Below are 12,492 nucleotides of genomic sequence, written 5' to 3'. Positions count from 1 at the left end.
TAAAATAGGATCAATTTGGGGGATATCTTTTTCTCTTACCTTACAAGTTTTTGACTTACTAAACATGTCATTTTCACAGGCCTTTTTATCCCAAAGAAGTTTACTGAGAATGTTGTTTTTTATTGTAGCCGGGATTTTTGTAGTAAGCTATTTTTCTTGGAAACAGAAAATAAAAGAATAAAGCAATAATAATTTATCTAACAATAACTCCGTCAACAAATAAAATAGGTACTTCTTCTACTTCCGTTTCATTGATAGCGTTTGCTTTGAAAATAAATTTTTTATCGTACAATTTTCCATCCATGAAAAACGTGAGCATGAATTCATTATTAAGCGCCAAAACACTTTTTTCGATCATTTCGACTTTGACAACAGATACCGCTGGAACTTCTATAAAAGCGTGACGCAAAAGTGATGTTTTCTTCATTTCACCATCTATTGTTCCAAAGGCCTTAGAAACAACCATAACACTTTCGATCAAGTAATCGCTATCGTTTACTAGATATGCGTACCACACTTTCTCCATAAAATCTTCGCTCCATTCTTGCACTGCTGCAAAAAAAACGTTTTCTACTTCGGGAATGATGATGTCTTTTTTCATAAATTGAGTTTTTAGTCCCTAGTACGTAGTCCTTAGTCATTTACACCAAGAAACTAAGTACTAGTGACTAAGTACTATTAAATTATATACTTGCTTTAAATTGCTCTAAGAAACGAACGTCATTTTCATAAAACATACGAATATCGCCTATTTGATACAACAACATCGCAATTCGTTCGATTCCCATTCCGAATGCAAAACCTGTGTGCTCTTCTGGATTGATGTTGCAGTTCTTTAATACATTAGGATCTACCATACCGCAACCACCTATCTCTAGCCAGCCGGTTCCTTTGGTAATTCTGTAATCTGTTTCTGTTTTTAAACCCCAGTAAATATCAATTTCGGCACTTGGTTCTGTAAATGGAAAATAAGAAGGACGCAAACGGATCTTTGATTTCCCAAACATCTCTTTAGTAAAATACAACAAAGTTTGTTTTAAGTCGGCAAAAGAAACGTCTTTATCAATGTACAACCCTTCCACTTGATGAAAAATACAATGGGAACGAGACGAAACAGCCTCATTACGAAAAACGCGCCCTGGCGAAATAGTACGAATAGGCGGCTTGTTGTTCTCCATGTAGCGCACTTGCACAGATGAAGTGTGTGTACGCAACAAAATATCTGGATTAGTTTGAATGAAAAATGTATCTTGCATATCACGTGCCGGATGGTATTCTGGCAAGTTCAATGCAGTAAAATTATGCCAATCATCTTCAATTTCTGGACCTTCAGAAACGTTAAAACCTATGGTAGAAAAGATGTCTATGATTTGGTTTTTAACCAATGAAATAGGGTGACGAGAACCGATGATAACCGGTTCAGCAGAGCGAGTCAAATCACCATAAAACCCTTTACTTTCTTCTTTACTTTCTAAAGCTTCTTGTATGGATTTTACTTTTTCTTCGGCAGTAGTTTTTAGCAAATTCATGATTTGTCCAAACTCCTTTTTTTGATCGTTTGGTACATTTTTGAACTCCGCAAACAAATCTTTCAAAAGACCTTTGCTTCCTAAAAATTTAATTCGAAATGCTTCTAATTCAGTTGCATTTTGAGTTGAAAAAGCTTGAGCTTCGCCGATATATTCTTTTATCTTGTCTATCATTTTCCTTCCGTAATTGAGAGTGCAAATTTATGAAAAAGTTTTCAGTTTTCAGTCGCAGTTTCTAGTAGATTCATTCTGAAAACTGCGACTGTGACTGTCAACTACGAAATTACTTCGCGTTCTAAGAAATAATTCACGATGGCTTCTTTCATCAAAACCGATTGTTCTCCTGCCTTTAACGCTGGCAATTGCTCTTTAACTTTGTAATGAGGCCAACCGTCTTTGTCAAAAAACTCGAATTCATAGTAACCATAAGGCTCTAACAAACGGCAAATGGCAATATGCATCAAATTGAGTTTTTCGTCTTTTTTAAATTCTTGGTGAACTTTGCCTAATTCTTGCACACCAATTAAATAAATAATGGCGTCTAGATCTAGATCCTCGCCTTGCGAAAATTGATCAGAAAGTAGTTGAACCAACTGTTCCCAGCGTTCTTTTAGTTGTATATCTCTGGACATTGTTTAAAGTATGAATGATGGATTATGAATTATTGATGTACAACTCATAAAATTATTTGTACAAAGATAAGAACTTGAAAATTGGCAATTGATAGTCAACAATTCTTTTATCTTTGTTCTTTATTTAAATCGCTATATTTTTGTTTTTATGAGTTTTCTAGATATTATATTGGGTGCTTTACTAGCTTTTGCTGGATTTAAAGGTTTAAAAAATGGTCTTTTTGTTGAACTAGCTTCCTTAGTTTCGTTAATATTAGGAATCTATTTAGCTATTAAATTTTCATTTTTTACAAAAGAAATCATTTCGGGATTTGTAAACTGGAATCCAAATACCATCCAAGTGATAGCGTTTATGATTACGTTTTTAATCGTTGTTGTAGCAGTAACATTTTTAGGTAAATTCCTTACTGGGATAGCGAGTTTTGCTTTCTTGGGATGGGCAAATTCTATAGGTGGTGGTTTTTTTAGAATATTAAAAACCGTTTTAATCTTAGGAATTGTATTTTCAATTTTTGAAAAAATAAATTACAATCATATTTTGGTCAAGAAAGAAACACTTGACAAATCCATATTTTACAATCCCGTTCAAAAAACTGCTGCTTACCTCTACCCTTCCCTACAAGAATGGTACAGTAGTTTGAAGAAAAAAAGTAAAGAATAATCTATTTCACTTCCTTAATAGTACTACTTTCAATCCAACCAGAAGTTCCATCTGTGAGTTGGATTTTTTTCCATTTTCCAATAGTTTCAAAAACGTAGACTTTGGCTCCTTCATGTATTGCTAGCAAAGGTTTTCCGCCTTCTCTCGGTTCTTTTTTCACATCTGTTTTTTCGGCAAAAACGATCGCCGGTCGTTCAGAATAATAATACTTTTTCTCAAAAAATGCAGCCGAAAGTACAACCAGAAGCAATACAAAAGCTACACTCATTCCGGTAAAGAAAACTCTTTTTAAAAGTGGTTTTCGAGAAATATAATACACTAAAAAGAACGTAAAAAATAAAAATGAAAGACCGATAGCTATTTTACCCCAAACGTCATAGTCAAACTGTCCCGTGAAGTCTTGTATGAGTTTTGCAAAGCCTACTTTAGGAATCACCTTAAACTCATCAATTGTTCTTTTTTGGGCGAATTTTAAGTTACCTGCCGCCTCAACGTTTTCTGGATTTAGTACAAGGGCTTTCTCATAATTGTAAATAGCAGGCGCAACTTGATTGAGCTTATAGTAGGCATTACCCAAATTAAAATACAACTCTGATGAGTGTTGGTTGTTTTTTAAAACACTTTCATAAGCCGCTGCAGCCTCAGTATACTTTCCTTTTGCATAGAACGCGTTGCCATTCTCAAAACCACTTTGGGCAAAGAAAAATTGGGTTGAAAATAAAAATATGTACAGTATGTTTTTCATAACAATTTAAACACGAAGGTCACAAAGATTTCGCTAAGATCACTATTTAAAGTGCTCCATTTATAACTCTTCTTACGCCTTCTTTTAGCAATTTAACATTAAAATTAATTAGTAATCCTAATCTACAATCTGACAATCTCAAATAGGTTAACAGTTGAGCTAAGTGAACATCCGTCAAAGCTTCAACAGATTTTACCTCAACGATAAACTTATTTTCAATTAACAAATCAATCCTATAACCCACATCTAACTTTACCCCTTCATAAATCAAAGGAAGCGCTTTCTGCTTTTCTACTTTTAAATTACTTTTTTTAACTTCATAAAATAAGCATTCTTCATAAGCACTTTCAAGCAGTCCGGGACCTAAAGCTTTGTGAACTTTTAAAGCACTTTCAAATACAATTTTTGATATTTCGTTCTCCGTCATTATCTTTTGTAAAAACTTGTGTACTCTGTGATTTCTTTGTGCCCTTAGTGGTTAAGTAATTTGTTTTTCTAAATCCGAAATTATAACTACCGCTTTGTCAAAATCCTGTTGAATCGTGACACTTGATGAAGGTGAATAACGCGCTATTTCACAATTTTCAGTAAGTGTAATAAAATCGGTTACCGCTTCTGGATTTGCATTACGAGACAACAATAATTCTTGAATATTATCCTTACTCATTTCTGAAGTTTCAATATTTAATTTGGCTTTCAAGAAATTATGCATCGCTTTTTCAAGTGCAATATAAAAAAGTTCTTTATTGTTGATTTGTTTCTTGGCTTCTGATAAATATTTCTTGGCCAGCTTGTTATTCATGCGGACTCTGTTTCCAGCAACATCACCATCCATAGCTTCTTTCTTCTTTTTGAACAACACAATCAGCGGGATCAATAAAAAAGGAAGCAATAACAACCCCGTAAACATATTAGAACCTAAAAAATCTTTCTTATTTATTGGAACAAAATTAGTCTTTGACTTAATGTTTTTAAATTCTTCTACAGTCGCAATTTTATTTTTATTACCCTTTGTAGCAGTAGAATCTACAGGTGTAGGCCCATCAAGTACATGTATCATGATTTCTGGTGAACGCAAGGTTTTATAGGTTCCAGAACTTAAATCAAAATATGAAAACTGCATTGGTTTTACCGGATAATTCCCTTTATATTGCGGAACTATTGCATAACTATCAACTGATTTTCCTGCCATTCCAGATAGCGGTGTGCTAATGTCTTCGCTGTGAACGGCATCATACATTTCCAGAGCATTTGGAACTACGGGTTTTGGCAAACTAAATAGTTTTAAATTTCCTTTTCCGGTAACGCTCACAACCAAATCTAGGCTTTCACCATGTTTTAAATTAGTTTTTGATGGAGTAACTTTAAAATCAAAATTACCCACTGCACCGGTAAAATCATCTGGTTTGCCTGCTTCAGGTAGTGGTTTTACGTTTATTGTTTTGGCTCCAGCCGAAACTCTTTTTGTAGTTTCGGTGAGTAGCATTCTACCAAACATATCTCTACGATTCGTAGGCAATTGCACATCAACAGTTAAGGAAAGTGGCTCAATTTTAAGTCTACCCGATTTTTGAGGATACAATATTACTTTCTTGAGAACAATATACCTGAAATTTTGACCTTTAAAAATGCCTTCTTCGGCAACTAGTTGTTTTATTTCAATGTTTTGACTCCAAAAATCATTGTATTTGGGTTTACTTGTTTCTCCAAGATTTGTAATGCCAATGTTTGCAAAATACAATTTATATACAACCGTAACTGGTTCATTGAGATATGGATTTGTTTTAGAAACATCAGCAACCAAATATAAGTTTTCATCACCAGAAATTTGAGGATCGTTAGGATCTCTAGGCTGCTCTGTAGCTGCAGTAACCGTTATTTTTATAGGTGCTGTTTTGTAAATTTGCCCGTTGTACTCAATAGCCGCCGCCTTGATTACAAAAGTTCCTTTTTGATTGGGCACCAAAAAATAAGAATATGCTTTTTCAAAAGAGCTTCTCCCGTTTACCCATGACTGACTCACTTGCTGACTAGGTCCGGCAATAATTCTGAAACCATCAAAAGATGGCTGCACGAAGTTATCGCCATCTACATTCATCATAAAATCAATACGCAATCTTTCATTCAAACCTAGCGTAGTTTTGCTAACTCTGGCCTCAAACTGAACCTGAGCGCTCAGCGTGCTACACACTAATAAAACAATCGCTGCAATGTATTTTTTCATTTTCAAAATCTCTAATTGAATTACCAATCTTTTTCTGTTTTAACTGGTTTTCCTTTTACTTTTTGGGCATTTACCTTGTCTTGAATTTTCTTTTCCTCTTTATTTACAGCGTCTAAAAGATTTTCTAAACGTTCTTTAGAAATTCCTCCTGGTGCAGGTTTAGGCTCTCCTTTTTCATTTGGTTTCGAATCTTTATTTTGCTTATCCTGATCGCCTTTGTCGTCCTTTTTATCTTTTTCCTTGTCGTCTTTTTTATCTTTTTCTCCGTCTTTCTTATCGTCTTTTTTATCCTTATCCTTATCTTTCTTATCGTCTTTTTTCTTGTCGTCCTTCGGCGCATTGTCTTTTAGCATTTTTTTGGCCAAGGCATAATTATAACGTGTTTCTTCATCTTTTGGATCATTACGCAACGCATTTTTATAGGCTTCTACGGCTTGCGTATAATCCTTTTCATTCATAAATACATTTCCTAGGTTATGAAAAGCACGGTGTTTTTCGGGTCTTGTTTTCGAATTTTTTAAGGCTTTCGCAAAAGCAAATTTGGCTTCACTAGACTGTTTTTGTTTGTAGATACTGTTTCCAAGATTAAAAGGCGCAGCAGCTTTATTAGGGAATTTTGAATCCGAAATCCGATAATTAGCTTCAGCATCCGCAAATTTATTGTCCGTATATTCTTGGTTTGCTTTGGGCAAAATTCGGTCTTTTTGTTGCGCAAGCAATCCAGCTGTACCGCAAAAAGCACTGATTAAAAAAGCAACTATAATTATTTTAAATCTTTTCATTTATTGTAGCTCTATGTCCAAAGGGTTTTGAAAACCTTTTGAAAATAATTATTTATTCTCGTTAAATAAATCCAATTTCTTAACCCAACTTGTTTTTCTTTCCAATAGAAAAACATCTGCAAATAACAACAAAAAGGCAAAGCCTAAAAACCATTGAAATTGCGATTGAAAATCGGCCATTTCCGTAGCTTCAAATTCGGTTTTTTGAATATTGTTTAGTGCATTTTTGACATATTCTAAAACTTCTTTTGTGTTATTTCCGTTTACATACCCTCCTTTTGTGGTTTTTGCAATCAATGTTAAACTTTCAGGCACCAACTTTGTAATTACAACTTCATTATTGCTGTCTTTTTTAAAACCTTCAACAACACCGTTTCGTTTTAGTGGAATTGTACCTCCTTTTTCGGTTCCTACACCTATTGTGATAATTTTAATTCCTAGTTTAGCGGCTTCTTCTGCAGCAGCTTCTGCACCTTCATTATGATCTTCTCCATCTGAAATCATAATTAAAAGCTTGCTCGTTTTCTTGTCATCAAAATAAGTAGATGATAACTTGATAGCCTCATTAAATGATGTCCCTACAGAGGAAACCATATCTGTATTCATGCTTTGTAAAAACATTTTAGCCACACTATAATCCGTAGTGATGGGCAACACTGGAAAAGCGCTCCCGGCATAGGCAACAATTCCTATTCGGTCACTACCAAGCTGGTTGATAATTTGCGAAACAATTTGCTTGCTTTTGTCCAATCGGCTTGGCGCTATATCTTCGGCCAGCATACTTTTGGAGACATCCACAGCAAAAACAATATCAATTCCTTCGCGTTTTACCGTTTCCATTTTAGTTCCAATCTTTGGGTTTACCAGACCAATAATAAGCCCTAGTAAAGCTAAAATAAGAATTACAATTTTTAGAACAGGTTTAAACATGGAGCTGTCTGGACTCAGTTTTTTTACCATTTCTAAATCACCAAATTCGCGTTGTTTTTTTCTTTTCCAATATAAATTGAATAAAAAAACCAACACTACTAGAGGCAGTATCAATAAGAGGTATAAATATTTTTTTTCGTCTAATTCCATTTTTTTACTTTTAGTCGCAGTATTCCGCTATAGTTTTGAACTGAAAACTGTGAGAGCGACTGTCATTATACAAAGCTTCTAAAAACCGTATTTCTTAATCCTACTTCCAGCAATACTAAAAATCCAGCAAGCCAGATAAACGGTCTGAATTTTTCATCATAATCATAAAACTTAAGTTCTTCTATTTCTGTAGTTTCTAGTTTATTGATCGATGCGTAAATCTCGGCTAACTTATTATTGCTTGTGGCTCTAAAATATTTCCCATCGGTTTTCTTAGCTATATTTTTCATTAATTGCTCATCAATCTCCACTTTCATCATCTGGAACAAAAATTTTCCATTAGGCGCAATAGCATATGGAAACATTGCCATACCATTAGTACCAATTCCTACCGTATACACTTTTATTCCGTATTGTTTAGCAATGTCAGATGCCGTTTCTGGCTCAATAAATCCGGCATTATTTACACCATCTGTCAATAAAATAACCACTTTACTTTTAGCTTGACTGTCTTTTAATCTGTTTACTGCAGTTGCTAGTCCCATACCAATTCCGGTTCCGTCTTGCAAAACATTGTCATATTTAATGCTGTTAATGGCATTAAGAATAACAGCTTTATCACTGGTTACTGGTGTTTTTGTATACGCTTCAGAGGCATAAACTACAAGCCCAATTCGGTCATTTGGTCTTTCTTGAACAAAATCGGCAGCTACTCTCTTGAGGGCTTCCATCCTATTAGGTTTCAAATCTTTGGCAAGCATACTCCCTGATACGTCAATTGCCATTACAATATCAATCCCTTTTGTAGTTTTCGTTTTATTGCTAATGTCTACCGTTCTTGGTCGTGCCAATGCAACGATTAATGAGCATAAGGAGAGTACTCGCAACACGTTTAACATGGGTTTTAACTTGGTCAAAAATGATTCTGAACCTTTGAATCCTTCCAATGAACTCATTTTCAAGGTAGCCGATTGCTGCTTATTTTTTTGGAAAAACCAAAAAATAACAACTGGGATTAATACAAACAACCAAAAAAATTCTGGGTTTAAAAACGTTATTTTCTCCATTATTTACTTGCTTGTTTTAATTCGACAGTATTTAAAACCCGTTCCGAAATTTCATTTCCATAAGAATCTCCTTCTTCATGAAAAATTAAAATTTGTTGCAAACCGCCTTCTTGACTAAACAATAGTGCCTCATAATACATTCGTGCTGTAGTTTTGTTTTGGCTGTCTAGTTGAGAAAAAGTTCCGTAGGCTTTTAATCCTTTTACACCTTCTGGCGTTTCAAATTCTTCTTGCTTGACAATCATGTTTTGTGCTCCTTGTGCTTCTAGAGATTGTAAAGCACCGTCCATTGATTTGGCCAAGTCAATTTGAGTTTCGGCTTTAAATTTTAATGTAGATACCATTACATAAAACCGATCTACAATACTACCATAACCAAAAGATTGCATTTCTTTAATCAATGCCATTCCGTTTTTAGGAAGCGTTTTGGTAAGATCTACACGTTTTAAAACCTTTGGAGTTTCAATGATAATACCAGGATTTCCGTATTCACTTTTCACCCATTCGCCCTCTAATAATTCCTTTGTAGGGTGACCCATAATGTTGTCTTTCACAAAATCAAAACCTCTAGTTGCAATAAAATAAGTGGTCACGGCCGTTACAAGAAAAACGACACTTGCAATCGCGGTTTGTATGCGTTTTTTTCTTTGCTTGCGTAATTGCAATTCAATTTGTTTTTGTTTTTGAGCTTCGTTTAAAAGTAATTCTTCTTCAAGCGGAACCTCAACTGGAATTGATTTATCTAACGTTAAAATAACTTTTTGAATTTTGTTGCGATCCTCTGTTATTTCGAAATCAAGAGGTTTTGATTTGGCAAATTTTACTAAATCGGCTTGTTTTAAAACACGCTCCAGATTTTCAATAATTTCCTGTGAAAGTGTCATTTTCTTTTTGACAGAAGCCGCTCTTAATCCCTGAATCAACTCAGATGTTGTGCTTTCCATGGCTGGAATTTCAATCGCTTCTTCGATATAATTTCTGGCAATATCCGTTAATTCACTATAATAAGCCTTGACTTCTCCTTTTTGCCAAAGTTCTTTTCGCTCTAGGGTATCTAGTAATGTTGTTGCTTTTTCAATAGGAGTTTTAAAAACTTCTTCTTGTAATTTTTTCTCCTGACGCTTTTTTATAAACCAATAAATCAATACAGCTATCCCAGCAAGTACTAGAATTGCCAAAACATATTTCCACCAGTTACCCATAGTCTCCTCTGCTGGAGCAATGTCTTTAATGTCATACATTTTTTGTTTTAGCGTATCCACTTGCACATTGGCAACTTCAACTAAAAGTGAATCTGTAAGAAAGGCTTGGTTGTTGATGAAAATTTTAAACCTAGGAATAACATACCTCCCAGAATCAAACTGGGTAAGTCCGTATCTTTTTGTCAATTCATACCTACCGTCTATTTTAACGGTATCAACTGGATAAGACTGAATGACTTCTAATGCGCCAAAGTTTCTCGATTTTGGAAAAATTACTCGGCTTGACGAATCTACCGTTGTTTTTATGGACAACTTAAACTCGGCACCAATCTTATTTTTTATTGTATCAATACTTGTAACCACTTGCTTTTGTTGTGCAAAAACAGCCGTAGAAAGCAGCAATAGTAGTAGATATAAATGTTTTTTCATGTTGTATTATTGAACCTCTTTTGATTTTTGATTGCAGGTAAACAATTTGTAATGCCCTATTTAAGCCCGAAACTTCTATTTATTTTTTATCAAAAATCTGATTTTATTACCTCGATTTAAAGTAACTCAGCAACTTAGTCACATAACTTTCATCAACTCTTGTGTTCACCACACCTGAACCTGATTTACTAAACGTTTCCTTAAAATAATTTACCTTATCATGGTAGTGTTTCTCATAACTAGTACGAACTGCCTTAGATCCTGTGTTGATCAACTCAATAGCACCTGTTTCGGCATCCAGCATAGGAACCATTCCTAAATCTGGCATTTTTTCTTCCCGAATATCATATACTCGTATTCCAGTAACATCATGTTTTTTGGCAGCAATTTTTAGTGTTTGTTCATAACCGCTTGCCATAAAATCAGAAATAACAAAGACTATTGCTTTCTTTTTTTGGGTTCCTGATAAAAACTTTAAGGCTTGCGCTAAATCTGTTTTTTTGCTCTTTGGCTCAAGCTCTATCAACTCTCTAATGATTCTTAATACATGCGACCTTCCTTTTTTTGGCGGAATATACAATTCTATTTGGTCTGAAAACAAAATTAATCCAATCTTATCATTGTTTTGAGTAGCTGAAAAAGCCATAGTTGCCGCAATCTCTGTAACAATATCTTTCTTAAATTGATTTTTAGAACCAAAACTTTCTGATCCCGAGATATCTACCATTAGCATCATGGTCAGCTCTCGTTCTTCCTCAAAAACTTTTACGTGTGCTTCATTATATCTTGCGGTTACATTCCAGTCAATTGCTCGAATATCATCCCCATATTGGTACTGTCGCACCTCACTAAAGGTCATTCCGCGTCCTTTAAATGAGGTATGATATTCCCCCGAGAAGATGTGATCGCTCAATCTTCTGGTTTTAATTTCTATTTTTCGAACTTTTTTTAAGAGGTCTTTTGTATCCATTTTTTTTAGTTTTCAGTCGCAGTTTTCAGTCGCAGTGTACAAGTCATATCTTGTACACTGTAACTAAAAACTGAAAACTAATTTTTAAGGTACTTCTACTTCGTTTACAATTTTATTGATGATGTCAACAGACGTAACGTTTTCTGCTTCGGCCTCATACGTAATTCCTATACGGTGGCGTAACACATCATGCACAACTGCACGAACATCTTCAGGAATAACATACCCACGGCGCTTGATAAAAGCATAACATTTTGCGGCATTCGCCAAATTGATACTTCCACGAGGAGAAGCTCCAAAACTGATTAAAGGTTTTAAATCAGCTAGTTTATATTTTTCAGGATAACGCGTTGCAAACACAATATCCAAAATGTATTTTTCAATTTTTTCATCCATGTACACCTCTCTTACGGCTTCTTGCGCACGCAAAATTTGTTCAACAGATACTACAGCATTTACTTTTTCATAGCTTCCTTTTAGATTTTGACGAATTACAAGGCGTTCATCTTCCATCTTAGGGTAATCGATAACCGTTTTCAACATAAAACGATCCACTTGAGCCTCAGGCAATTGATATGTCCCTTCTTGTTCTACTGGGTTTTGTGTTGCCAATACTAAGAAAGGTCTGTCCAGTTTAAAAGTAGTGTCACCAATGGTTACTTGCTTTTCCTGCATCGCCTCAAGTAATGCTGATTGTACTTTGGCTGGAGCACGGTTGATCTCATCTGCCAAAACAAAATTGGCAAAAATAGGGCCTTTTTTTATAGAAAATTCATTTGCTTTGATGTTGTAAATCATAGTACCCACAACATCCGCAGGAAGCAAATCTGGAGTAAACTGGATTCTGCTAAAAGATCCTTGAACGGCTTGCGCCAAAGTGTTTATGGCAAGAGTCTTTGCAAGTCCAGGCACACCTTCAAGTAAAATATGACCTTGCCCTAAAAGCCCAATCAACAATCGCTCAACCATGTGTTTTTGACCCACAATGACTTTGTTCATTTCCATAGTCAAAAGATCTATGAACGCACTCTCTCTTTCTATTTTTTCATTGATAGCTCTTATGTCTAAAGTCCCCGTATTTTCTTCCATTATATCTTTTTTAAAACCTTGTATTTAATGCCTTCGTTTTGAAGCTGCAAATTGAATTTTTTTTTAGAAGTAAGATGTTAAA

At 34.8% G+C, this 12,492-nt stretch carries 13 protein-coding genes; 1 reads left to right on the top strand and 12 read right to left on the bottom strand.

The features are described 5' to 3' along the window. Positions 1–193: 193 nt before the first annotated feature. From FPG59_RS03635 to FPG59_RS03625, 3 genes are all read right to left on the bottom strand, one after another. The gene (locus FPG59_RS03635; protein ID WP_086453261.1) at positions 194–601 is read right to left on the bottom strand and encodes a hypothetical protein; all 408 of its coding nucleotides are present in this window, start codon (positions 599–601) and stop codon (positions 194–196) included. 82 nt (positions 602–683) lie between these two features. Continuing rightward, complete coding sequence (pheS, locus tag FPG59_RS03630) at positions 684–1,703, bottom strand: phenylalanine--tRNA ligase subunit alpha (RefSeq protein WP_086453260.1); 1,020 nt, start codon at positions 1,701–1,703, stop codon at positions 684–686. A 101-nt stretch (positions 1,704–1,804) separates the two neighbouring features. Further along, positions 1,805–2,161 (bottom strand): hypothetical protein, encoded by a 357-nt coding sequence (locus FPG59_RS03625; protein ID WP_086453259.1) that lies wholly within the window; start codon positions 2,159–2,161, stop codon positions 1,805–1,807. Positions 2,162–2,309: 148 nt separating this feature from the next. On the opposite strand from FPG59_RS03625, the gene FPG59_RS03620 reads away from it, so the two are divergent. Beyond that, a complete protein-coding gene (locus FPG59_RS03620; RefSeq protein ID WP_086453258.1) occupies positions 2,310–2,822 on the top strand; it encodes a CvpA family protein in 513 nt (170 codons plus the stop codon). Position 2,823: 1 nt separating this feature from the next. Here the strand turns inward: FPG59_RS03620 and FPG59_RS03615 are convergent, their stop codons facing one another. The 9 genes from FPG59_RS03615 to FPG59_RS03575 all read right to left on the bottom strand — a co-directional run bounded on the left by FPG59_RS03615 (position 2,824) and on the right by FPG59_RS03575 (position 12,410). Next, the gene (locus FPG59_RS03615) at positions 2,824–3,567 is read right to left on the bottom strand and encodes a tetratricopeptide repeat protein (protein ID WP_086453257.1); all 744 of its coding nucleotides are present in this window, start codon (positions 3,565–3,567) and stop codon (positions 2,824–2,826) included. A gap of 46 nt (positions 3,568–3,613) precedes the next feature. Further along, complete coding sequence (locus FPG59_RS03610) at positions 3,614–3,994, bottom strand: GxxExxY protein (RefSeq protein WP_086453256.1); 381 nt, start codon at positions 3,992–3,994, stop codon at positions 3,614–3,616. A gap of 51 nt (positions 3,995–4,045) precedes the next feature. Continuing rightward, positions 4,046–5,791 (bottom strand): BatD family protein, encoded by a 1,746-nt coding sequence (locus FPG59_RS03605; RefSeq protein WP_086453255.1) that lies wholly within the window; start codon positions 5,789–5,791, stop codon positions 4,046–4,048. A 20-nt stretch (positions 5,792–5,811) separates the two neighbouring features. Continuing rightward, a complete protein-coding gene (locus tag FPG59_RS03600) occupies positions 5,812–6,573 on the bottom strand; it encodes a tetratricopeptide repeat protein (RefSeq protein ID WP_086453254.1) in 762 nt (253 codons plus the stop codon). Positions 6,574–6,621: 48 nt separating this feature from the next. Beyond that, a complete protein-coding gene (locus FPG59_RS03595; RefSeq protein WP_086453253.1) occupies positions 6,622–7,653 on the bottom strand; it encodes a VWA domain-containing protein in 1,032 nt (343 codons plus the stop codon). A gap of 65 nt (positions 7,654–7,718) precedes the next feature. Next, positions 7,719–8,720 carry a VWA domain-containing protein gene (locus FPG59_RS03590; protein WP_086453252.1) on the bottom strand — a complete coding sequence of 334 codons (1,002 nt, stop codon included), beginning with the start codon at positions 8,718–8,720 and terminating at the stop codon, positions 7,719–7,721. After that, on the bottom strand, positions 8,720–10,351 hold the full coding sequence (locus FPG59_RS03585; protein ID WP_086453251.1) for a hypothetical protein: 1,632 nt from the start codon (positions 10,349–10,351) through the stop codon (positions 8,720–8,722). The genes FPG59_RS03590 and FPG59_RS03585 overlap by 1 nt, the downstream gene beginning before the upstream one ends. Positions 10,352–10,457: 106 nt before the next feature. Then, positions 10,458–11,321 carry a DUF58 domain-containing protein gene (locus tag FPG59_RS03580; protein WP_086453250.1) on the bottom strand — a complete coding sequence of 288 codons (864 nt, stop codon included), beginning with the start codon at positions 11,319–11,321 and terminating at the stop codon, positions 10,458–10,460. An 84-nt stretch (positions 11,322–11,405) separates the two neighbouring features. Beyond that, positions 11,406–12,410, bottom strand: coding sequence for a MoxR family ATPase (locus tag FPG59_RS03575; RefSeq protein ID WP_086453249.1), 1,005 nt, complete (start codon positions 12,408–12,410; stop codon positions 11,406–11,408). Positions 12,411–12,492: the final 82 nt, after the last annotated feature.

This window comes from Flavobacterium sp. FPG59, assembly GCF_002150205.1.
Lineage (GTDB): Bacteria > Bacteroidota > Bacteroidia > Flavobacteriales > Flavobacteriaceae > Flavobacterium.
Note: the sequence above shows the minus strand (reverse complement) of the source record. Positions and strands in the feature narration are given on the sequence as shown.